General features: G+C 64.9%; 12 protein-coding genes, 1 pseudogene and 1 riboswitch. Of the genes and pseudogenes, 10 read left to right on the forward strand and 3 right to left on the reverse strand.

Features of this window, described 5'->3' with window-relative positions:
* Positions 1 to 55: 55 nt before the first annotated feature.
* From H5393_RS10575 to H5393_RS14330, 5 genes are all read left to right on the forward strand, one after another.
* Positions 56 to 547, forward strand: a complete 492-nt coding sequence (locus H5393_RS10575; RefSeq protein ID WP_182766639.1) for a DUF456 domain-containing protein — start codon at positions 56 to 58, stop codon at positions 545 to 547.
* Positions 548 to 1,594: 1,047 nt separating this feature from the next.
* On the forward strand, positions 1,595 to 2,782 hold the full coding sequence (locus H5393_RS10580) for a DUF6361 family protein (protein ID WP_220488371.1): 1,188 nt from the start codon (positions 1,595 to 1,597) through the stop codon (positions 2,780 to 2,782).
* A gap of 280 nt (positions 2,783 to 3,062) precedes the next feature.
* Complete coding sequence (locus tag H5393_RS10585; protein ID WP_182766641.1) at positions 3,063 to 4,637, forward strand: phospholipase D family protein; 1,575 nt, start codon at positions 3,063 to 3,065, stop codon at positions 4,635 to 4,637.
* Positions 4,634 to 7,909, forward strand: a complete 3,276-nt coding sequence (locus tag H5393_RS10590; RefSeq protein WP_182766642.1) for a helicase — start codon at positions 4,634 to 4,636, stop codon at positions 7,907 to 7,909. The genes H5393_RS10585 and H5393_RS10590 overlap by 4 nt, the downstream gene beginning before the upstream one ends.
* A gap of 251 nt (positions 7,910 to 8,160) precedes the next feature.
* A complete protein-coding gene (locus H5393_RS14330; protein WP_220488372.1) occupies positions 8,161 to 8,430 on the forward strand; it encodes a hypothetical protein in 270 nt (89 codons plus the stop codon).
* A 393-nt stretch (positions 8,431 to 8,823) separates the two neighbouring features.
* On the opposite strand, the gene H5393_RS10600 is transcribed toward H5393_RS14330, so the two are convergent.
* Positions 8,824 to 9,450 (reverse strand): hypothetical protein, encoded by a 627-nt coding sequence (locus tag H5393_RS10600; RefSeq protein ID WP_220488373.1) that lies wholly within the window; start codon positions 9,448 to 9,450, stop codon positions 8,824 to 8,826.
* A 160-nt stretch (positions 9,451 to 9,610) separates the two neighbouring features.
* Positions 9,611 to 9,721, reverse strand: a riboswitch (SAM riboswitch).
* 10 nt (positions 9,722 to 9,731) lie between these two features.
* On the opposite strand from H5393_RS10600, the pseudogene H5393_RS10605 reads away from it, so the two are divergent.
* Positions 9,732 to 9,896, forward strand: a pseudogene (locus H5393_RS10605) (IS256 family transposase); the annotation flags it as partial.
* 104 nt (positions 9,897 to 10,000) lie between these two features.
* Here H5393_RS10605 and H5393_RS10610 read toward each other — a convergent pair.
* Both H5393_RS10610 and H5393_RS10615 read right to left on the reverse strand, forming a co-directional pair.
* Positions 10,001 to 15,175: a DEAD/DEAH box helicase gene (locus H5393_RS10610; RefSeq protein ID WP_182766644.1), complete on the reverse strand. Its 5,175-nt coding sequence runs from the start codon at positions 15,173 to 15,175 to the stop codon at positions 10,001 to 10,003.
* 10 nt (positions 15,176 to 15,185) lie between these two features.
* On the reverse strand, positions 15,186 to 18,206 hold the full coding sequence (locus H5393_RS10615) for a hypothetical protein (protein WP_182766645.1): 3,021 nt from the start codon (positions 18,204 to 18,206) through the stop codon (positions 15,186 to 15,188).
* 548 nt (positions 18,207 to 18,754) lie between these two features.
* On the opposite strand from H5393_RS10615, the gene H5393_RS10620 reads away from it, so the two are divergent.
* From H5393_RS10620 to H5393_RS10635, 4 genes are all read left to right on the forward strand, one after another.
* Positions 18,755 to 18,913, forward strand: coding sequence for a hypothetical protein (locus tag H5393_RS10620; RefSeq protein WP_182766646.1), 159 nt, complete (start codon positions 18,755 to 18,757; stop codon positions 18,911 to 18,913).
* 240 nt (positions 18,914 to 19,153) lie between these two features.
* Positions 19,154 to 19,735, forward strand: a complete 582-nt coding sequence (locus H5393_RS10625) for a TetR/AcrR family transcriptional regulator (protein ID WP_182766647.1) — start codon at positions 19,154 to 19,156, stop codon at positions 19,733 to 19,735.
* The gene (locus H5393_RS10630) at positions 19,735 to 21,477 is read left to right on the forward strand and encodes an ABC transporter ATP-binding protein (RefSeq protein ID WP_182766648.1); all 1,743 of its coding nucleotides are present in this window, start codon (positions 19,735 to 19,737) and stop codon (positions 21,475 to 21,477) included. Before H5393_RS10625 ends, H5393_RS10630 begins: the two co-directional genes overlap by 1 nt.
* Complete coding sequence (locus H5393_RS10635; protein WP_182766649.1) at positions 21,477 to 23,510, forward strand: ABC transporter ATP-binding protein; 2,034 nt, start codon at positions 21,477 to 21,479, stop codon at positions 23,508 to 23,510. The genes H5393_RS10630 and H5393_RS10635 overlap by 1 nt, the downstream gene beginning before the upstream one ends.
* The last annotated feature ends 162 nt before the right edge of the window (positions 23,511 to 23,672 follow it).

The following is a 23,672-nucleotide window of genomic DNA, read 5'->3' on the forward strand; positions in this document are numbered from 1 at the left end:
GAAGCGCCCACAGTGCGCACTCGCACCAGGCTGAGGTACGGCATAGTCTTGCCGGATGACAGCAGAGATGATCGCCGCGCTCGCCGCCGGCGTCCTGGCCCTGGTCGGGCTCACGGGGATCGTGGTGCCCGTCCTCCCCGGCAGCCTCGCCATCGGCGTCGGCGCACTCGTGTGGGCGATCTGGGGCGGCTCGTCCTGGGGGTGGATCGCGTTCGGCTTCGCCGCCTTGCTGCTGATGTTCGGCGCCCTCAGCAGCTGGATGCTGACCGGCCGCTCGCTCCAGCAGCGTCAGGTACCGAAATGGCCGGTCGTCGTCGGTGTCGTCGCCGGTGTCGTCGGCGTCTTCGTGCTTCCCGGCTTGGGCCTGCCGATCGGCTTCGTACTCGGCCTGCTCCTGGCGGAGTGGTACCGGCTACGCGACTTCCGCATGGCGCTGGCCACCAGTTGGACGACCGTCAAGGCACTGGGGATGGGGATCCTCGTGGAACTCAGCTGCGCGATGGTGGCGGTGGCCATCCTGGCGGTCAGCATCGCCACCGCCTGGTGAGCCGGCCTCAGAGGCCCAGAACGCCCAAGGCCCCGTCGACGATCGAACCGGCGGGGCAGGAGGAAGGCGGTGGAGCCGTTGGTGAATCCCTGCACCATCTCGGGGTAGCCCCTCTAGGGAGTTGAACGTGGTTGACCATCACTGCTTGGTCCTTCGGTCCTCCGCGGCCGCGCACTCTCCGTGGCGTCGAACGCCTCCAGAATTTCCATGATCTCCCTCTCAGACTTCTTCATGTGTCCCTCCGGTGGGACCGCTCATAGGTGGTAGAAGACCTCGAGTAAACACCGGAGGGACGCATCAACTGCGGGACCGACACGATCGGGGTCCCAATGGGCCTAGGACAGGTAGATCAACTGTCCGTCAGCAGGGAAGTCCTTGTCCGTCTACAAGGAGGCTGTCACGTCCGCTTGCAACCGGCTGCCCTCCAGGCGCGAAATCTGTGGTTTCGACGGGAAGCGCTCACACCTTCCGACAGACGAAAAATGTCAGACCCTAGGGATAGATTCATAGTGTCGGAATAGCTGAGAGGCGGCCAATGACATCCCTCACCATCACCCGCGACAAGGTGCTGAAGTGGCGCGATCGCTGGGGCCAGGAAGACCTGAGAATCATTGATGAGGACCTCAACCGAGTAGGCGCCGTCACCTTCACATCCATGCACAACCACTACGTCGCATGTCGCACAGACGCGGGCCGAGTCGCCTGCCGGATCTACCCCAGCTATAGCGAATTCGCCAAGCAGTTCGTCCCCGCGGACCTGCCCGGGAGCGGAACCTGGCGAATCCTTTCGACCTTCCAGAACAGCACACCAGCAGGGACTGGCCCGCTCGACAGTTCCGGGACCTGCTCCAATTGCTGGACGTGGCCGCCGCTGTCCGGTGAGTGCGATTGCCTAGATTGTTCCGCCGATTTGTTGGCCAGCCCTCCCGTCAAAAGGAGCAACAATGCAGGAAAGGCCATGCTCAGTTCCTCTGGGGCACGGTGCGCGCCCACTCTGCGGATTAGCATCCCCACCATGGAGACAGAGAGGTCACTAGAATGCCGTCGTTGATCGCCTGGGTGGACACCACACCTGAGCAACACCGTGCAGCGTGCGAACTCGTCGCGCTCTTCTCTCAACCCGATACACGCGACGAGTTGGGCGTTGGTCAGGTTCGAGACGTACTCAGCAACATGATGTTCCCGGGCATCACCGTGTTACAGACGCGCGCCCGGTACTACCTGTTCGTTCCGTGGTGTTACCAGGTGGCGGAGGAGCGCGCGCGCCGCAAGCGGTCCACTGCGCCAGACGTTCAGACCGTCGAGCGTGAGCTAATCCGAACCCTGCTGAAGACAGGCGACACCGTCGGACTGATCGGCGGCCGAGTCGGGGACTCGGTCGTCAACCTGCCGTCTGCCATGTTCTGGGTGGGCCTGGAGAAATTCGATATCGTCCGCACCCGGACGGGCAAGCAGTCGGTGGGCCTCAATCGCTTCGACCTCGAGGGCGAAACGGAGATCGCTGAGCGCCCAGCCCATGATTGGCATCCCAGCCTGCCGCCCCCTCCTGCCGACTTTCCCAACACCGTCGAGGGTGGCTTCGCCCTGCAACCGGCGGAAGCCGACTGGTTGACCGAACGGATACTGCTCGCGCAGGAGCACACACTCCTCGCGCAACTCATCACGCGCCCTGCCTCCGACTACCGCGACGCCCGGTTCCCTTGGGAGGTGCGGCAAGCCATGGACCTGCCGGAGGTCGACCACGCCAGACGTTTCAGCATCGCGGCGGAGTGCCTAGCCCGCTTGTATGCGCTGCTCGTGGCCAGAGAGTACGACCGCAACCATCGGCTTACGAAGCACGGCGACAACGTGCACGGCCGCGTGCTCGACTCCTACCTCGCTTGGCAGGAGCGGAACAGCCAGGACATCGAGTCGCTCGCATCCTGGGACGACGCAGAATTCTGGGCCATGGTGACGTCTCGCAACCCACGCATCCACTGGGCGACGGAATCGCTCGTACGTGAGCTTCTGCGTGCGGTTCGGGCCGGCAGGACTCTCCAGGAGGACGCCGCTCTCAGCAATGCGATCCACCGGCGCGAGAGCCTGAAGGGGCCCAAGTCCCGGCTCGAAAACCCCTCAATGCTCCAGACCTGGAACGGCCACGACGGAGGAGGCAGGATCTCTTACCGCTGGAGCAACGTGGTCGGCATTCTCTCCGAGATTGCCGAGGCAAGGAACCGTGATGTTGTCGCCTGAATCCCGCACGGTCCTCCTGGATGACCTCCGCCCTCCGGCCGGCTACCACCTCGACGCCGCTGTCGCGACCACCTACACGCTCAGCCTGGAGGCAGCCCTGCTCCCGGCTCTCGCCTTCGCTGCCTCCAGCGTGGGGGATGCGGCCTCGGCTGATGACGTCCAGCGGGCCGATCCTGTTCTGCTCTTGGAATCTATCCGTGCCGCCACGAACAAGGTGGACATCTTCTGTCAGGCAGGGTTGATCTCGGTGCCCCATCGTGCGCCAGACCTCGCTGCGTTCATGGAACCCATGCTGCACCAGATGCCTAGAACCCAACGGGGCGGGCTATTCCACCCGAAGCTCTGGGCGCTGCGCTTCCGAGAGACCGAGGGAGAGGCGCTTTCCTACCGACTTCTCATCCTCAGCCGGAATCTGACGCTCGACGACTCCTGGGATGTGGCCGTACGCCTCGATTCACGTGGGCTGGCGGATGGGCCCCGCGCCGCCAATGAGCCGCTAGCCAGTCTCGTCAGGGATCTTCCCTTGGGGGTCCTTCACCGCCTCGACGATGAGAGAGTGCATCGCGTCCGGGGGCTCGCAGCCGACCTGTCGAAGGTTCACTGGGAGCTACCGGACGGCGTCGAGGCTGTGGAATTCCATCGGGGCGGCCGTGGGATCCCCCCGAGCCTCAAGACGCACGGACGGGTCCTGATCATCTCCCCGTTCATCACCGACGACATCGCCAGTTTTGTCAGCCCGAACGCAGGGGCCCGGACCGTCGTGTCCCGCAAAGAGAGCCTCGATCAGCTCAGCCCGGATGCATTGGCGCAGCTCGCCGCTACCTACATCCTCGACCCCAGCGCCGAACTCCTGCACCAGGACGACTCCGAGGGAGAGCAACTCGATCAGCCGACGCGACCTCTCGGCCGCACGCTCCACGCGAAGGCGTACATCGTCGACCACACCAAACAGTGGACCAAGAGCTCGCTCATCCTCGGTTCGGCCAACGCCACGGCACCTGGCTTCACGATCAACGAAGAGCTTCTCGTGGAGTTCCTCGGCCGCCGCGACCTCTTCGGGATCAACGCCACGCTCGGACGGCACGAGGATGGACGGCCGCTGGACACTCACGGCAGCACCTTGGGCGCCTTTCTGGCGTCGTACTCCACCGACGGTGGAGTTTCACCCTCCGCGGAGGAACGCGAGGACCACGAGTTTGAGCGCCGGCTACTCGCCATCGGCGAAATCCCGCACACGGTCAGGATCGTGGCATCGGAAGACGAACACCACGACGTGTCCCTGACGAGCCAGGAGCCCTATCCCCTGCCAGACGGCTGGCGGGCCACGCTGCGTCTCCTCACCCGAGGCGCAGAGCTCCGCCGGGCTGGCCCTGACAAGCCGGTGGATCTGCGTTTCGACGCTATCCCGACTGCAGATCTGACTGCCTACGTCATCGTGACGCTCACGGCCCCGAACGGACACGAGCGCAGCGCTACCATCGTCGCCGATCTTAAGGGGGCGCCGCGTGACCGCTGGGACCACGTGTTGGCAAGGCAGATCGACACGCCAGCCAAGTTCATGCGTTACATGCTGCTGCTGCTGAGCCTCGATCAGCCCAATCTGCTCGCTCAATTGGCCCGCACGGACACCCCGGCTGGCAGCGGCTTCGGCGGTGAGGGAGCCTTCGGTGCGCCGGGCTTGCTGGAGTTGGTGCTGCGCAACCTGAGACACCGCCCCAGCACGATCCTGGATCTGGACAAGCTCATGCGTCGCCTTCGGAAGACCGAGGAGGGCCGCTCGCGAATCCCGCCGGAGGTCGCGCGACTGTGGCCGCAAATCATCAAGGCAGCACGTGCCCGAAAGGAAACAGCGTGAATCGCTTTGACGCGGAGCCGGTACTCAAGGGCCTCAAGGAGTTCCAGCGCGACACGGTGGACCACGTCTTCGAGCAGTTCTACACCCACGGCTCCCGCCACTTTCTGGTGGCAGACGAGACGGGCTTGGGCAAGAGCGTCGTGGCACGTGGCCTCATCGCGCGCACCATTGCACGTCTTCAAGACGATGAGAACATCCAGCAGATCGACGTGGTCTACGTGTGCTCCAACGCTGATCTCGCGAGGCAGAACCTCAAGCGCCTCAACGTCACCGGAGGATCCCAGCACGAACTGGCGAGCCGTCTCACCATGCTCGCACTGCACGCCCCGCCTCCTGGGACGGAGCATTTCACCGCAATGGGCAAGCGCGTCAACCTCATCGCGTTCACGCCTGGCACCACTTTCGAGACGGGGAACCAGACGGGAATGGCTGACGAGAGGGCTGTCATCCTGGCGCTCCTCAAGCGTGTTCGGCAGTTCGATGAGCAGGACTTTCACGCAGCGGCTCGGCTCCTCAGGGGCCAAGTGTCCAGCGTGGAGCGTTTCCGGGCGAACCATGCTGACTGGATCGACCGCGCGCTCGTACGAAGAGGGGTCGATGACGGCATCCTCGAGCCATTTGAAGCGGGCCTCAAGAACTCCGGGCTGCTGAACGAGCTCGATACCTTCATGGACGTCGCACGCAACGGCGACCTGCCCGCCGAGTTGCGCCGCCGACTACCGGCCTTCATCGGGGATCTACGCACGACGCTGGCCCACGCCAGCCTGTCCGCACTCCAACCCGATCTGGTCATCCTCGACGAGTTTCAGAAGTTCCCCCATCTCCTCCGCACCGACACCCCGGCCGGAGAACTCGCCGCGGCTCTCTTTGCCCAGCCCGACGCCCGCGTCCTGCTCCTCTCAGCCACCCCCTATAAGCCCTTTTCGTTGGCCGAAGAGACAGAGGACGCCCACGAGCGCGACCTGTTTGCGACGCTTGGCTTCCTGGCGCGCGGAAATCCACGCGCAGACGTGGAGCGGGTCCGCCAACTGCTGCGCCAGTACCGAGTCTCCATCCAGAGCGGGAGCCACGATGGCGCGACCATGACGGATCTGCGCGAGGAACTGCTAAAGCTCATGTGCCGAAGTGAACGGCCCTCGGCGCGACCAGCGACAGAGGCGGCCACTGCAGCACCAGAGGGCGCCCAGTCGCAGCAGCACGCGATCGACATCTCGACACGCATCACCGAGGTGAATAAGCCTGCTGCTGACATCACAGCGGAGGACCTGTCCGGCTACGTCTCGCTCATGGGGCTGGCAGAGGCTGCCTCCACCGGGCGAGATCGAGGCCTGGTCACCCCGACCTATTGGAAGTCCGCACCATACTTCCCCACGTTTTGCGACGGCTACAAGCTGCGCGAACGGATCCGTGAGCGGCATGAGTTGCCGGAGGTGACCGACGCGCTCCGCCGGAGCCAACACATCACGGCGGGCCAACTACGCTCCTTCCAACGCATCGACCCGGCCAACGCCCGGATGCGGGCGCTCGAGGCGGACACCGTCGGCGCCGGTTGGTGGCAGTTGCTCTGGGTGCCGCCCACGCTTCCGTACCTGACGCCCCGCGGGCCCTTCCAGAAGGTACGAGGCATGACGAAGCGGCTCGTGTTCTCATCATGGACTGCGACGCCGACGGCGGTGGCGAGCCTGCTGAGCAACGAGGCCGAGCGTCGCCTGGCCAACGCCGTGGGCATCCATGAGAACACGCCTGAACAGCGCAAGGCGACCACTCGCCCCATGGCTGTGTCCATGCGGGAAGGCGAACCCGGCGATATGCCTACCCTGGCCGCGATGTGGCCGGCGCCAAAGTTGGCGGAGATCGGTGATCCGTTGCGCTTCCTCAGGGCAACGGGAGGCACCGCCGCAGACCCTTCGGCGTTGAAGCGGCACGTCGTACAGGAGCTGGCCACCGTTCTGGGGCAGTCCGACGAACCAGCCGGGACTGATGCGATGTGGCGCGCACTGTTCGCGACCGACCTCGCCTGGCCGGCTGAACCTTGGGCGGTGCGCCGGGAGCTGATGGAGGGCTTCCGCCGCCTGACGTCTGGCTCTTCGCACGAGACAGTAGACGAACCTGCAGGCCTGGATGACACCGCCATCGGCCTCCACATCAAGGCGGCCGAGGGGGTAAGGAAGGACGGGGCGTTCACCCCTGACCGGAAGGCCATCGAGGCGCTGGCCGACCTTGCCATTTCTTCTCCGGGCAGCATCGCGTGGCGCGTCGTGGAGCGTTTGTGCACCGACGGCGACGTGGCACTTCTGGAGCGCCTTCAGGCCGCTGCCGTCTTGTCGAACGGCATCCGCTCCCTCTTCAATCGCCCTGAGGCCGCTCTTGTACTCCAGGCAGTGCTGGGGGGAAGGAAGCGCGGTAAGCACGAGAACAAGAAACGTTCTTCCGACAGCGCTTGGCGGCGAGCCGTCATCTACAGCGGCATGGGGAACTTGGAATCGGTGCTCGACGAGTGGTTGTTCCACAAGGCTGCTGACAGCCCAGATGTGATGGACGGCACGAAGTTGATGGGCGTCGCCCGCACGGCAGCCCACGCGCTGTCACTGTCCCTTGTCAACTATCAGGGTCTCGACGCGGAAGACCCGCTCAGAAGCCTTCGCTTCCCCGCCCGATTCGCCTTGCGCTACAACAACAAGCGCTCCGACGTGACCGGTGGGGAGGCCCGCCTGGGGGAGGTACGTGAGGCATTCAATAGCCCGTTCTGGCCGTTCGTGCTCGCGACGACGTCGGTCGGACAAGAAGGCATCGACTTCCACTGGTGGTGCCACTCAGTCTTACACTGGAACATTCCGTCCAATCCCGTGGACTTCGAACAGCGCGAGGGCCGCGTGGACCGGTTTCGGGGTCATGCCATACGTCGCAACATCGCCCAAGTACACGGGGCAACCTCGCTTCATGACGGAGGCAATCCTTGGGTGAACATCTACGTTCTCGCCAAAGACGTTCGCGACCAGTACGGGCACTTCGCGCCCGACTGGGTCTACCCCGGCGCTCACCGCGTGGAGCGGCACGTGTCGCACTACCCTCTGAGCACCGACGAGCCACTGTTCAACCAGCTGAAGAGGGACCTTGCTCTCTATAGGCTGACATTCGGCCAGCCGCGTCAGGAGGACATGCTGGCCCTGTTGCAGCAGAGGCTGGGAGACGTAGCGCCGGCAGAACTCGCCAAGATGCGGCTAGACCTCTCCCCGCCAAAGTCGCCGGCCGTCGGACCTGGCATTCCGTAGGCGAGCGGCCGGGGCGAGTTACGACACCCAGAAGAACCAAATCGTCGACCACAGTGGAGGAACCCCATCCCTCAGGAACCCACCATCGAAGATGTCCGCACGCTCGTCCGCGACGCCCACGCCGGGCAGACGGACAAACTGGGCGCGACCACTACACCGCGCATCTGCTGCCGGTGGCAGCGAGGCTCGTGGAACACGGACCCCACGCCGAGATGGCTGGCCTCCTGCACAATGTGTTGGAAGACACCCAGATGACTGCTCAGGGACCCCGTCATCACGGTGTTCCAGACGTCGTGGTGCGGGCGGTTGAGTCCGTCTCATGGGCTGACGAGAACGAGACCTGCGAGGAGCTCATCGAGCGGGCCGCCGCCGACCCGCTCGGTCGCCTGGTCAAACTCGCCGATAACGCCCTGAACCTCGAGTCCAACGCGTTGCTCGCTGAAGAGGACCTTGGATTGGCCACGCGGCTTCGCGCCAAGAACGAGAGTGCTCGCGAGCGTCTGCTCGCTCAGGACATCTGAAACGGCCGCCCGTGAACGTGCGCCTCGGAATATCTGGTTCGAAACGAAAAAGCTTCACCGGAGGATGGCCTGAGCCGGGTTGCCGCATGGCACGGGTGTACGTCCTTAGAGCGCAGACAGACGGCGGCAAATGGCTTCGAGTCGGCGAACCCCCAGCCCCCGCCATTTCAGTGACGGTCCAGCCGCCGGGCTTCGAGGTTCTGCGACGCTGTAGCGGCCGCCGTTATGGACCCGCCCAGGGGACCCCTTCTCGGAGCGGGCCCCGATCCGCAGAGACCGTATGGTCCCCGTGTCACGACGTGCTGCGTGAGTCCCTGATCTGCTCTAACGTCCGTGGCGCCCCACGCTGCCAACCGCCCTCTCGCGACGGCGTGAACAGGTCGACGCCACCGGTCAACCCACGACCACCTTCGCCTTCGCAGACGTCGCAGCCGAAGGCGTCCAGCAGCAGCGCGCGGTGCTGGCTCCATAAGTACGCGGCCGTGATCGACGAGCTCGTCCACGGTCCCCGTACATCTTGCAAACCCCATCGGCTCCGCACCGCAGCGGACAGCCGGTGCGCGCCGGGGTCAGCTGAACCGCGACCGGTTCGTCTCCTCCGACGTCAACGCCCTCCCGCGTGGCGAGCGGGGTCAGGCCACTGGAATCCCGCCGGAGGACGAAGTCCTGACCGTGGAAGAAGGCCGTGGATAGCGCCTCGTCTTCGTCGATGCCCTTCACCAGGGCCCCCTTCTCCACCCACTGACGATCCGGCGAGGTAGACACGCTCGGCACCCAGTCCTCACCCTGATAGTCCAACCTCCAGTAGAGCCCGCCCAGCGTGGGAGCATCCTCATCCGGCATCGTCAGCCGACCGAAGGCGTGGCTGCCCGACACGACGAACACCGGCCCGCACCCCTCGCCGAACAGAGCCTCCGGACCGTCGGTCTCCGCGCCGGGTGTGGGCACCACGTCGACGGGGGACTCATCGCTCCCGTTCGGCCAGATCCGGATGACCGTCTGGCGGTAGGACTCCGCCACGGGCACCGAGGGCGGACGCCGCAGGACTTTCCCGTAGTCAGGGTCAGTGCGGTGTGGCGCTCGGGGGATTGAAATCTGGTCCTCCGGGAAGGAACCCTCACCGGGACGAAGGGGCAACGGCGACATGAAAGAACTCCTCGTTCCAGGGCTCGCTGGAACGAGACCGCATGACCTCGACGGCTGTGGAGGCCGGGTCTTCCTCGGAGGGCACCGGAGCGGTTGCCGGTTGCCGTGCGACCATTCCGAGGGATTGGGGCCGCATCTCTTAACCCACCAGGGAGAACCGGGAAGCGATCGTACGTCTCTTCGGCGCCGTCCTGGCCGAACAAACCGACGAATGGGCAGAAGGCCGCCGCCACCTCGGCCTCGACATCCTCGCACGCTGCCGACTGACCACCATCCCCAACCCCCAGGAGGTGACCGAACCCCCCGCACTCACCGCCTAAATGAAGGAACCGCTACACCACTCCCCCGGGACTTGACCGAGGCCTACGCCCGCCATGAGGCTCGGCCTCTGGGCATCTACCGGAGATGGTGTGTGACTCCCGGCTCATCTCTGGAGCGCTTGGAACAAGCGGTCCGGGTGGATCATGCAGCGCCTGATGTCACTCATGCGGACCGTGAGGCCGCGGCGCTCCAACTTCTTGGCTACTTGAGACTGCTGCTTGTTCCATCCGGGGGGATCCTGGCGCCATAGGGGGTGGCCGAGAACGGCAGCCCTCCCCTTGGCTATCACGGTGACGAGCCCTTCCACTTCCTCGACGTCTGCCAACCCCTCGAGAGGTTCCTCATACGCATGGACGAACCTGCGCGCTGCAGGGACCGCAAGCGGTGCCCACCGTGCAAGATTCAGTTCCCGTTCCTGCGCGAGGTCCGACACGTCAAGCGCGAGCCTCCAATCGAGGAAGGCGTGGGCGAAGCGGTTGTCCCAAGCCCGGAGGCAGTCGGCACAGGCGGTGTCGCAGCCGATGTGGCTATCTTCCTCCCACCGAGAGGCAATATCGACGCTGAGTGATACGAGCGCCTTGTGGAGCTTCGGTCCCTCGGCCAGTTCCGCAGAGTAGCCAGCGCCGTTCTGGAGCGTGTCTGCAAGATACACCGACGACGTCAGTAGTCCATTCTCATGGCGGGGCTGGACGCCTGACTCGAGCTCGGACGGATCGATGTCCAACGCGGCGCGTGCAGCGAGCCGAAGGGCGTTGGCAAACGATGTGACGGCAGACAGGCCGGATGGGCACATCGCAGAGTCCACGGCTATTACCCCACCGGCAAGTGCCACCCTGCGGGGGAGCAGCAGCGCCGCATCAGTTGTGCGCACTTCACCAATAGCTCCTGAGCCGAGATGCATCAACGTATTCTGCGGATCTGAGGTCACGACGGAGCGGTCTGCCTCTTGGTAGAAGTTGAATGATTGGCCGCCGTTGTTATTGATGGTGAGGATCTGCGCCTGCTCCAGCCTCCAGGCGTCAATCGCACTGACCCTGTGCGTCGGCTTCCCCAGAGCTACCCAGGCGAGGACAGGCTGGTCGGCGCGCGGCGCGGGCGGCCCTTCGCTAAGTCGGTCGTCACGAGTCCGGGCGCGAAACCCGGCCGGCTGGTAAACGGTGTGGCGCTTCGTCACTGCGTTGCACACTGGGCAAGTATCTTCACCTGGCAGAACACGGGCGGAATGGCACTCCGGGCAGACGAGTACTTCGATGCGTTCTCTGAGCGGGTCCTTGGAGAAAGGCCGCGCCCGGCCATATACGTAGTCGGCAAATCCGTCGACTTCGTAGGTCCAGCCGTCCTTTACAACCTTTGACCCCGGCGAGAAGAGGCTGACCGCTTGGTTCAGTGGGCGCTGCGATACCTCGGCGCCGTCGCGGTCCCGCGCTTCGCTGTAGTACAGGTTGCGAGACGTCGTCGGGAATCCGAACATCGGCAGGACGCCTGCGTTGGCCAGTCTTTCACTCAACGCATCCTGCGCCAGAGCCGAGTTCTCCACCGCAGCGTCCACTGCGGGGACCAGCTTGGTCCGCGCCCAACGGGTCAAGCCATCGACCGTCGAGGCATCAACCCCGGTTAGCCAGCACGTTCGACCCACTATGCCATCGATCTCCGGGGACTTCCTGATCCATTTGAGGATGGTCGCCCGGACATTTGACCACTGGGCAGACGGCCCAAATTCGCCGTGCACCCCGCCGCCGGTGACGCCCGCTGCGCGGAAAGCCCGCTTTAGGACCTCCGCCGCGACGGCACGCCGCAAGATCGAGGTCCTCCGCGTATCGATGAACGGCTGCGGAGGCGGATCGCCCGTGATGCGCTCCGGGAATCGGAAGTAATAGTCATCATGGGAGCGGTCATGAGCCACCGTCACCGCGTAGGAGAACGTCTGCCCCCGCCGCCCTGCACGCCCGACTCGTTGCTGGTAGTTGAACCGCTGCGGCGGCATGTTTCCCATAACCACCACCTGCAGGTCGCCGATGTCCACGCCCACTTCCATCGTCGTCGTGACGCTGAGTACATCGATGGGTGTGGTGCGAAGGTTCTCCCTCGGCTGCGGCAAAAGCGCCCGGCGGAACCGGCGCTGCCTCTCACGCTGTTCAGCTGCAGAGTTCTGGCCGGTCAGCTCAGCCGCCTTCAGCCGGCGCGGTTCCTGGGTGGCCAACCAGGCGTAGTAGTCATCTCGCGTGCCGTTCTCCACGCGCGCAACCAGTCCGCGGCAGCCCTGCCTTGTGCAGATGCCTCCGGAAGCATGCCCATGAATGCGGCCACAAGTGCCGCAGGCCCAGTCCTCCTGCCACGGGGCTATGAACAGCGGAACATCCGGCGACTCGAGATCGATGAGGCCCTCTCGCATGAGCGGTGCCAATGCCTCTACGACAAGTTGTTCCAACTCCTCTGTCACGGTTCCCCGCGCCTGAGCGACCCTCTTGATGTAATCCTTGAACCGATCCGGCTTGGAGGTGTTCGGCCCTGACTTCTTTGGGCTCCAGTACCCGCTCTGGAGATAGAGCCGCAGGCAGGAGTTGACCACATCTGTCAGTCCCCCGTCCGTGATGGTGGTGCAGGCAAAATGCCCAAGCCTGGTTTCCTCCAAGTCGCGGCTCGCGTCACTGCCGATGGCGTCAGCCACGGCGTGAACCAACTCAATTCGGTACTTCTCAGCGAGGTCTGAGCGCGTGCCGCTATCGACCATCGGGACCCACTCACCGGATGTAGGAGGATCGTAGACAACGTTCCAGGGCCGGCCGTCGGGCGAGATGGTCTGGAGGCTGGCTCGGGGACCGCCAGGGGATACGCCTAGTTGGAGGAGGCGTCGCAGCAGCCCATGGATGATCTCTGACCATTTGGCTCCCCCGGAAGCAAGGTGTTCCTCAGCCTCGATGAGGGCAAGTTCTTCTTCGGTGGCGATGCCCCGCGCCGCAGTCCGATACGCCATCGCCAGGTCCGGGAAATGCCGCTGCAGTTCGGCATAACGGCTCGCGAGCTGTTCCGGAAGCGTTCCTAGCGGCCCTTCCCGCAACACCCGCAATCTGACGCCTTCTCCATGCTCAGAGAGTTGTTGCTGGATCAGCTGTCTGATCAGGTCGCGGTGGTGGTTGTGGTTGAGCGCCACGCTCGTCTGCGATGCCTGATCACGGCTGTCCGCAAACACGATCGTGCCGGGCTCACGGGGCGACTGGTCTATCGCCCGCAGCACTCGCTCGACTGCCAAGCGGGTGGCGCTCTGTGGCTGGAACGCTGGCTGGGCCAAGGGGCTGCGGGTGTGGCCGCCAGGGAGCAGCCGCCGTTGCCTCGACTCCTCGTGGCAGTGCAAGCACTTGGGAGGCAGCGCCGACAGGCTGGCATCCGCATCCCTCGTCCCCACCGCCATATACGTCACCGGTACACCATCCCCCCGATGCTCGGCCAGAAATCCGAGAGCGGGGTACAAGGAACCTCCTAGGTACGACCATTGGGCGGCCCCCTTCAGGTAGCTCGATTGGTCGACGATCTCTTCGCCCGGCCTGAACCAGCAATAATCCGAGGCGCGCAGTCTGTTCAGCCTGTCTGCCCCACCGGTCAGGGATTCCGGTGGCGTCGCCGAGAGATACTTACCGGAGCCCCCAGGCTCATCCCCGATGATGTATCCCCCGAGCGACAGGTCGCCACACACCCCGCACAACAACACCTCCAAAATGCGCCCCCCACACGGGCAGAAGGATCCGGGGCGTGTGAACAGGCGGCCAATCGGAGCCCGCGTGCTCGTTCGTTCAAGGAGGATCTGATCGCAGTCAGGGTTGCAGCAAGCCCATAGACCCCGCGTGGCACGCGCAAAGAAGTGCGCCCGGAAGTTCAGCCCATTGGAGTTGCAGTCCGAAGCGAGCGCCTCCAGCAGAGCCTCCTGGTCACTTTCCGCGAGGCGCTCTGAGAAGATCCGCTCGAAAATCTCCTCGAGCGGTGTTGCCCGGTAGCGACCCTGCGTGTCTGTGCAGGCCTGGGCAACCGCAACATCCAGGAGCGGAATCTCGCTTCTCGAAGCGAGTTTGGACTGCACTTGGGACCACACGAGGCGCGGCGCCTGCGGCAGGTCCCGCGGCGCCCCGGGCACAATGTCGAAAGTGTCCCGGGGCTTGCCGAAAAACCGCTCCAGGTAGTCACGGGAGCCTGCGCCCTCGTCTAGCGACGCACTGGTCCCGATGACGCGGAAGTTAGGCGCGGCTGGATCGAGGCCCAGCGCGTCGGCCAACGATCGGATGATCAGGGCGACCTCAGCGCCAGGCGTGCCGCGGTAGAGATGCAGTTCGTCCACGACCAGCGTGAACGTGCGCGCCGGGTCGGCCCGCAGCCACCTCTTAGTCTGCTCGAATAGAGGGCTCTCCAGACTGCGCATCAGCATGACGTTGAGCATCGAGTAGTTGGTGACCAGGATGTCCGGCGGGCTTGTGATCATGTCCCAACGGGTGATCATCTCCACGCGACGGGGGTCTTGGAAGTGGCCTAGTTCATTGTGTGAGACAGCCTCGGAGAGCCTGTCGTACTCATCCACCATGTCGGCTAGTTGTTGCCGGATGGGACCAACTCGGTTGGGTTCGGAGCCTGTGGGGATCGGTTTGGCTCCGCCTGGACTCGCAGAGGTATAGCGCCCGAACCACAGCATTGGTCCGCCCAGGTCGACGAGCCTGCGGAGGATCCGACGAAGCCGGGCGATCTGGTCTTCGACCAGCGCGTTCATCGGGTAGAGGATCATGGTCTGCATCGCGGCATCATCCAAGCCGCGGAGTGGGGCCCAGTGGTTCGGCCTCCCGCTGGCCCACCAGTGATGCGGCGGCCGAGCAACGGGGCGGTTGCGCGACTGGATCAGGAGGTTCGCTAGCACCGGTAGAAGGAAGGCCTCCGTCTTGCCCGAGCCCGTGCCCGAGGTCACGATGGGGTTTTGCCCGCCGGAAGCCGCGAGCCAGGCATCTGCTTGATGCGCACGCAGCTTGGCGCTCACAGGATCGACTCCGAACATCGCTTCAAGCAGTCTGGCTGCCTCGGCCTCGCTCAAGCCTGCCTTCAAAGCAATGTCGAGGCCGGAATGGACTCCGTCATACGGAAGCACCGGCTCCAGCAGCACGTCTCGCAAAAGCGCCCCGCCCTCGTTGAAGAGAGCTCTCCGTTCGCGGCGGATGTCGTCATTGCGGAGCCAGTGCTCGGAGTCGACCGCCCGCATCAGCGCCTCGCGCAGGTCACGCTTCAATGCCAGTGGGTTGGTAGCCACGTGACGCCCCTTAGTTGCTCAGCAGGTACGTAATGTGTCCGGCCAGTTCCGGCGAGACGTCCAGATATGACAGCGAACCGCCCGTCGCCAGCGGGGCCAGACCGGACGCGAGGACTGCGGCGCGTTCGTACAAGCCCGGCAGGTTCGTACCTAGCGGCACCGTCAGGACCTGCCGCTCTTCGTCATAGGCCAGCAGGGGTTCCGCACCCCAGAGCAGCGCCGTCGCGTGCTTGCTCAAGTGGACGGTTGACACCGCCATGGTGCCTCGGTCGAGGTCGTCCTGGCTTCGGAGGAGATCGAGGGTCGCGAAGCTCCTCATCCGGTAGCCGCCCTTGAGTGCCATGTTCTCGGTGTCCTGCCACTTCGCACTGGCGGGGTCAAAGACACTCAGTCCTGTAGCCCGAGCCGGTGCGGAAACCCGCGGTAGGGCGTCGATGACCTGGCTGAGCACCGGCAGCTGGGCCGCGAACTCGATGGCAGAAATGCCCTCTTGCACACCGTCAACAGCCTGCTCAGGAAAGCGGTTGAAGAATCTAGATGTCGGCGCCTCGGGGTGTACGTAGCGCTGGATCGTCAGGCCTGGATCGGCGGCCAGCTGGCTCTTCACAAGGCTGCTTGGCCAGTGGCCGGTCAGAAACCAGCCCCTTGAGGTAGGCACCAGAACGCTGGGCCCCACCTCCCACCCCTTAAGCTCGAAGGTGTGGGCATCGCGCATCAACTCAATGTGCCCCAGGGAGGACAGCGTGCGGGTCAGGTGATGCACCATCAGTGCGCTCGGCTCGAGGAAAGCCGCCAGCCTCTCGAAGGCGGCTGGCGTTCCTGCGCCACAGTGGAAGAAGCCATCCAAGGCGACGTCCCATCCCATCTTCTCCTCGTTCGTGATCTGGGGCAGGAGATCCATTCGCGCCGGCGAACTGGACTGAGGCGTCTGGCCTCGATTTGATCGCCGCTTTGCTTGCCACGAGGTGCTCGGAAAGCGACGCTGCAGCCCGCATTCCGAGCACTTCCCCACCACGTACGGCGTCAAGGGCCGCCCGCCCGGCGCGAATTCCACGGTTTCGATCGCGGTGTGGTGGGAGCCGGTGTAGAGACAGGAATCTGGAGGCACAGTGGCGATCGCAAGTGTCAGTTTTCGCCGTTCGGATCGTCCAGTCTTCCAGTGGGCCGACGCAGGTGGATGGGCATTCCTCACGACCGCCGGCATCGGCTCCATCACCAGACCGCCCACGACGCTGCGTTCACCGACGACTTCACTGGCCGACAAAACGCTGAGGGGGTCATCCAGGAACTGGTCGACCGGGTCCGACTTGGCCAGCTGTTCGGCGTCCACCCGATCACCGCTGCGGACTCGAATGGTGATGGCAGAAACGGCCTGAGCTGAACCAGCGGGCTGCAGCTCTACACGGTAGTTGCCATCCTCGAGTTCCTCCTCGGACAGCGCAATCACCAACGCTCCCGCATCGCGCTTCCGCCACTCGGACAAGGGCATTGGATCCTCGTCGTCCTCCTGCATTTCGAGGTCGAAGAGGCGCACTGTGAAACCGTTTGGGTCGTCACTCACGGCGCGAACCTCTGGGAGGGCGAGACGGTGCCACTTGCCACGGACAGAGCCAGGCAGCCCCAGGCCGCCCGACACCAGTAGCTGGCTATTGGTCAGAGGTACGAGTGCCCGGAGATCGAGGCTGGCGTTGGGAACGAGTTCCCCAGGGTTCGAGAGGATCTGAACACTGTGGTAGACCGTCCATCCAACGGGAATACCGCCGTACCCCTCGGGGTAGGTTCCCCAACCAGGCCGGGCGCACGCCTGCAGGATCTTCTCGACCTTGGTGGTCATGACCGGCTGGTTCCGCACCACGACGACCACGTCCTCGCCGAGCATTGTCTGCTCCGCTTCGAGGTACGCGCCGGCGTGGTCTACGCGTCGGAAGATCATGACTCGTCTTGGGCTACGTCCGATGCTGCGTCCCGACAGGGAATCCCGGACCTCGAGGATGCCTTCAAGCAGGGAGGTGTTGTCAAATGCCTGCTGGTCGCCTATTCGCATGATGCCGGTGGCGAACGGTGCCAAGTCAACCGGTTCCCAGCCCCGATCAGTCTTGATTTCACCGTCACGGGCTTCGTCGGCATTCGCGAGGTAGGCGATAGGGGAGAACTCGATCCTCGGGCGAGGGAACTGGCCGATATTGAGAGCAAGCGACGCCTGAAGCAATGCGTCGTCACCCTCCCTATGGACAATGTGGCCGTTCCAGGTGGCCAACACCGCTGCCACGGACTCCAGGATGCGCTGCTTCCCGGAGGAGTGCCACTGATGAAGAAGGGCTGGGGAAGCAGGACACGGTTCGGAAGCCATCCAACGATCGAAAGCCGGCTCGAGTTCCTTCGGCGGAACCGCTGCGCCGGGCGGAAAGCCCGCATAAATGAAGAACTGTGGGAGCCTGTCTCGGTCAGCTTCACGAATGAGTACCTGGGAGATTGGCAAGCCCACGAAACGATGTCCCACTGCTACGGCAGTGGGTAGTCCACGAAGCCCGTCGTTGTCTTCGAGCCAACGGTCCAGTGCGGACCAGTACCGCTCCCCGAACATTCGGTAGCCCTGTTCGAAGTGGCGGCGGTCGTCCCTGTGCTCGAGCACTTCGCATGCGCGACCGTAGAAGTTGGTCTCGGCCATGCCGTCGCCGGTGGCCATCCGTTCAGCCGCGACGGTGAGCAGCGCCAGGAGAGGCAGCACGGGCGGCGCTCCGCGTTCAGCCTTCCGAAGCCGCTTCCACCTCCCCAGTTCCAGATTGAGCGTTCGATAAGTGTCCGTCGGTCCTGAGCCATCCAAATTAAGGACGCCTCGCACACATCTAGCGAGGCTGGACTCGAAGACCTCGATGTCGAGTCCCAGCCCCGCTGCTGCCGCTGAGCGCTGCTCCGTGTCGAGACTTAGATAGGCAGGGGAGGCTGACGGGATTTCTGGGTAAACCGCGTCCGTCAGGACACCATTCCATCTGAGGTACTCCTCAATCAGTTCTGACTTCAAGCGCCGCACGCCCAGCCACCTTCTCCCCCAGTCAACGGAGCGCTCCATTGACGCGTTCAATACCTGACTACGTCATACTTACAGGGACCGCCGACAATTTGGCCGAAGGCCACAAGTTGGACAGAACATTGGTGCAACCAAGTCCACTCCCGTGGACTGAGTTGTCACCGGAGCGGTCAATGGATGCAGTTTTCGGAATCTTCCGCCTTGGTGCGGCTCATCCACCCCTGATCTGATCCAGGGTCCGCGGTGCCCGCGCTGCCAACCGCCCGCCCGAGAGGGAGTGAACAGGTCGACGCCACCGGCCGTCCAACACCACCTTCGCCTTCGCAGACGTCGCAGCCGAAGGCGTCCAGCAGCAGCGCGCGGTGCTGGCTCCATAAGTACGCGGTCGTAATCGACGAGCTCGTCCACGGTCCCCGTACATCTTGCAAACCCCATCGGCTCCGCACCGCAACGGGCAGCCGGTGCGCGCAGGGGTCAGCTGAACCGCGACCGGTGGGGGTGTGCTTGGAAGGATGTCGCTGTGCCCAGGCCCTCCCCCAGCAAGTTTCGTGATGACGTCGTACGCCTCGCGAGGAACCGTGCCCGGAGTCACGCTCGAGCAGATCGCGAAGGACTTCGCGATCCTCCCCATGACGCTGCAGAAGTGGATGCGCCGCGCCGATACCGACGAGGGCGTTGAGCCCGGTCAGTCGAGAACCGAGGCGGTTTAGATCCTTGAGCTGCGGAAACGCCACCGGCTGCTGGAGCAGGAGAACGAAGGCCGGTGGAGGGCTGCGGCGCATCTGTCGCAGGCGAACGTCCCGGTAAAGGTTCTCCCCGAAGCGAGAGCGGCCTTCTTCGTCTTTTCAGTCCCCGTAAGGGAAGGTTACCGGGCTCGACCGGGGATGGCGTGAGCCTCGGTTCGCCCGTCTTATTTTGGTGAGTGAGCTCTCACTCACTACACTCGATCCGTGACCCGCGCGACACCCATGCCCCCACAGGAGCGACGCGCCTCCCTCGTAGAGGCGACACTCCCCCTCCTCCTCCAACACGGCCCCTCCCTCACCACCAAGCAGGTGGCGGAGGCCGCCGGCGTGGCCGAAGGCACCATCTTCCGTGCCTTCACCTCGCTGCCCGACCTCATCGCCGCCACCACGCGTGAGGCGCTCTCCGCCCAGCGGCTGCAGCGGGACATCGCCGCCGTCGAACCAGGCGACACCCTCCTCTCGAAGTCGCACGCAGCCATCGCCATCCTCACCCAGCGCATGGCCGACGTCCGCAACCTCCTCCACACCGTCCACCACAGCCAGGAGTCCGACGGCGGGGCCTGCCTCCGCGACGAACTCGAAGCTCGCCGCGACGAACTCGAGGCCTGGCTGATGGAACAGCTCGAACCCCACATCGACGAACTCTCGATCCAGCCGCAGGCCTACGTCGAGTTCCTGCGCACCATCGCGCTGGGCCACGTGTTCAACTACACGCACGGCTCCGCAGCCCTCACCCCCGAAACCCTCGCCTCCCTCGCCCTCTCCGGCGCCCGAAAGGCCAACTAATGCTCTCCCGCCTGGCGCGGCTCATCAACCGCTATATCCGCCCCTACTGGGGCCTTCTCTCCATCGTGATCGTGCTGCAGACCATCGCCACCATCATGAGCCTCTACCTCCCCACGCTCAACGCCCGCATCATCGATGAGGGCGTCGTGAAGGGCGACCCCGGCTTCATCTGGGGCACCGGCGGCATCATGCTGCTGCTGTCGGCCGTCCAGGGCGCCGCGCAGATCGGCGCGGTCTGGGCCGGCGCGAACGCGGCCATGCAGTTCGGCCGCGACGTCCGCACCGCCATCTTCAACCGCGCGCTGAGCTTCTCCACGCAGGAGCTCAACAAGTTCGGCGCGCCGTCGCTGATCACCCGCAACACCAACGACGTGCAGCAGGTGCAGATGCTGGTCCTCATGACCGCGGTCATGCTGGTCTCGGCACCCATCACCATGGTGGGCGGCGTGTTCATGGCGCTGCGTGAAGACGCCGGGCTGTCCTGGATCATCCTGGCCGCCGTCGTCATCCTGGGCATCGGCATCGTCGTGCTCATCGTCAACATGGGGCCGCTGTTCGAGAAGATGCAGAAGCGCATCGACTCCCTCAACCGCGTGCTCCGCGAGCAGATCACCGGCATCCGCGTCGTGCGCGCGTTCGTCCGCGAACCCCACGAGGCAGTCCGCTTCGAGAAGACCAACGCCGAACTGGTGGACGTCACCACCAAGGTGGGCCGCCTCATGGCCTTCCTCTTCCCCTTCGTCGGGTTCATCATGAACCTCTCGACGGTGGGCGTGATGTGGTTCGGCGCGCACCGCATCGAATCCGGCGACATCCAGATCGGCCAGCTCACCGCGTTCATCGCCTACCTCATGCAGATCCTCATCTCCGTGATGATGACCACCATGCTGCTGGTGATGGCGCCCCGCGCCGCCGTCTCCGCAGACCGCATCATGGAGGTCCTCGACACCGAGTCCTCCGTCGCGCCGCCGGCCCACCCGCAGCAGGCGACCATGGCGCGCGGCAACGTCGTCTTCGACGGCGTGAGCTTCGCCTACCCGGGCGCCGAGGCCCCGGTCATCAAGGACGTCTCCTTCACGCTCACCCCCGGTAAGACCACCGCGATCATCGGCTCCACCGGCGCCGGCAAGTCGACGCTCATCAACCTCATCCCCCGCCTGTTCGACGCGACGGGCGGCCGCGTCCTCGTCGACGGCGTTGACGTGCGCGACTACGACCCGGACGACCTCTGGGCCCGCATCGGCCTCATCCCCCAGAAGCCGTACCTGTTCACCGGCACGGTGGGCAGCAACCTGCGCTACGGCAAGCCGGACGCCACCGACGACGAACTGTGGGAGGCGCTCACCGTCGCCCAGGCCGCGGATTTCGTCCGTGAACGCGACGGGCAGCTCGAGTCGAGCATCGTCCAGGGCGGCACGAACGTCTCCGGCGGTCAGCGCCAGCGCCTCGCCATCGCCCGCGCGTTGGTGAAGAAGCCCGGCGTGTACGTGTTCGACGACTCCTTCTCCGCGCTCGACGTCGCCACCGACGCCCGGCTGCGCGCCGCGCTCGCGCCGGTGACGCGCGAATCGTCGGTGCTGGTGGTCGCCCAGCGCATCTCCACCATCACCTCCGCCGACGAGATCCTGGTCATGGACCACGGGCAGATCGTCGGCCGCGGCACCCACGAAGAGCTCCTCGAGAGCAACCCGACGTATCAAGAGATCGTCGAATCCCAGCTCAGCGCGGAGGAGGCGGCCTGATGACCGACACGACCACCACCCAGAACCCCGACGACGACATGGCCCTGCCCGTCAAGGCCAACGAGCGCCCCAAGCACGGCCCCGGCCGCCAGATGGGACCTGGCGGCCACGGCATGGGCACCGGAGAGAAGGCCGCCAACTTCGGCGTCTCCGCGCGGCGTCTCCTGCGCAACCTCCGGCCCGAGCGCGCCTGGATCATCACCGCCATCGCGCTGGGCACCCTCTCCGTCGCGCTCGGCGTGGTCGGCCCGAAGATCCTGGGCCTGGCCACCGACAAGATGCTCGAGGGCATCGTCGGCAAGCAGTTCCCGGCCACCGCCACCAAGGAGCAGATCATCCAGGGCGCCGAGGCGCAGGGGCAGACCGAGTTCGCGGACCTACTCCGCAACCTCAACTTCGTCCCCGGCGAAGGCATCGACTTCGGCGCCATCGGCAGCATCCTGCTGCTGGTGCTGGCGCTGTACGTGGCGTCCTTCGCGTTCTCCTACCTCCAGGGCTGGATCCTCAACGGCGCCGTGCAGCGCACCATCTACGACATGCGCCAGCGCGTCTCCGCCAAGCTGGACAGGCTGCCGCTGCGCTACTTCGACAAGCAGCCCCGCGGCGAGGTCCTCAGCCGCGTCACCAACGACATCGACAACGTGTCGCAGACGCTGCAGCAGACGCTGTCGCAGCTGCTCAACTCGCTGCTCATGGTGGTGGGCGTGCTGATCATGATGTTCTGGATCTCGCCGACGCTGGCACTCGTCGCCCTGGTCAGCATCCCGGTGGCCGTGCTCATCACGGCCATCATCGGCAAGCGCTCCCAGAAGCTGTTCGCGCAGAACTGGAAGTCGACGGGTGAGCTCAACGCCCACATCGAAGAGGCGTTCACGGGCCACGCGCTGGTGAAGGTGTTCGGCCGCCAGAAGGAGGTCGAGGCGGTCTTCGCCGAACGCAACGACGAGCTGTACAAGGCAGGCTTCGGCGCGCAGTTCATCTCCGGCATCATCATGCCGCTGATGTTCTTCGTCGGGAACCTCAACTACGTGGTGATCGCGGTGCTCGGTGGCCTGAGGGTCGCCACGGGCCAGATGAACATCGGCGACGTGCAGGCGTTCATCCAGTACAGCCGCCAGTTCACGCAGCCGCTGACCCAGGTGGCGTCGATGGCCAACCTCATGCAGTCGGGTGTCGCCTCCGCGGAGCGCGTCTTCGAACTGCTGGACGCCGAAGAGATGACCGGGCTCGACACGTTCGCCGAGTCCGGCCAGGCGCAGAGCGCAGGCCAGGCGGGAGCGCCCGCCAACGTGACGGGCCGCATCAAGTTCGAGCACGTCGACTTCTCGTACTCCCCCGACAAGCCGCTGATCCGCGACCTCAACCTGGCCGCCGAGCCCGGCCAAACCGTCGCCATCGTCGGCCCCACCGGAGCCGGCAAGACCACGTTGGTCAACCTCATCATGCGGTTCTACGACCTCGACAGCGGCCGCATCACCATCGACGGCGTGGACATCGCCATGCTCCCGCGCGGCGAGGTGCGCCGGAACATCGGCATGGTGCTGCAGGACACCTGGCTGTTCGGCGGGACGATCTGGGACAACATCGCCTACGGCCGCCCGGACGCCACCCCGGACGAGATCATCGAGGCCGCCAAGGCCACGTTCGTCGACCGCTTCGTGCACTCGCTGCCGGACGGTTACGACACGGTGATCGACGAGGAGGGCTCGAACGTCTCGGCGGGCGAGAAGCAGCTCATCACGATCGCCAGGGCGTTCCTGGCCGACCCTGCGCTGCTCATCCTCGACGAGGCCACCAGCTCCGTGGACACGCGCACCGAGCTGCTGCTGCAGCACGCCATGGCCGCGCTGCGGACCGGGCGCACGTCGTTCGTGATCGCCCACCGGTTGTCCACCATTCGCGACGCAGACCTCATCCTCGTGATGGAGGACGGGGCCATCGTCGAGAAGGGCGACCACCACGAACTGCTGGCAGCCGAGGGTGCGTATTACGACCTGTATCAGTCGCAGTTCGCGGCGGCGATCGAGGACTGACGGGTAGATCCGCGCACCGCTGGCGCGCGCCGGAACCCCCGGGCACGGGGGGCCTGACCCAGGCCCCCACGGGTCCGGGGGTTCCTTCGTTCTAAACTGCGCCCACCCTTTGGGGTGGTTTTCGAAGAGGGGCGCCGACCTGAGCGATTTTGTCAGTGCGTT

Origin of the sequence: Tessaracoccus sp. MC1756 (assembly GCF_014164735.1) — a bacterium.
Taxonomy (GTDB): Bacteria; Actinomycetota; Actinomycetes; order Propionibacteriales; family Propionibacteriaceae; genus Arachnia.

What these genes read in the sequence shown, in the direction of transcription:
- H5393_RS10575 (WP_182766639.1), top strand. Translation starts at nt 56, where the DNA reads ATGACAGCAGAGATGATCGCCGCGCTCGCCGCCGGCGTCCTGGCCCTG.
- H5393_RS10585 (WP_182766641.1), top strand. Translation starts at nt 3,063, where the DNA reads ATGGAACCCATGCTGCACCAGATGCCTAGAACCCAACGGGGCGGGCTA.
- H5393_RS14330 (WP_220488372.1), top strand. Translation starts at nt 8,161, where the DNA reads ATGACTGCTCAGGGACCCCGTCATCACGGTGTTCCAGACGTCGTGGTG.
- H5393_RS10620 (WP_182766646.1), top strand. Translation starts at nt 18,755, where the DNA reads ATGACGTCGTACGCCTCGCGAGGAACCGTGCCCGGAGTCACGCTCGAG.
- H5393_RS10630 (WP_182766648.1), top strand. Translation starts at nt 19,735, where the DNA reads ATGCTCTCCCGCCTGGCGCGGCTCATCAACCGCTATATCCGCCCCTAC.
- H5393_RS10635 (WP_182766649.1), top strand. Translation starts at nt 21,477, where the DNA reads ATGACCGACACGACCACCACCCAGAACCCCGACGACGACATGGCCCTG.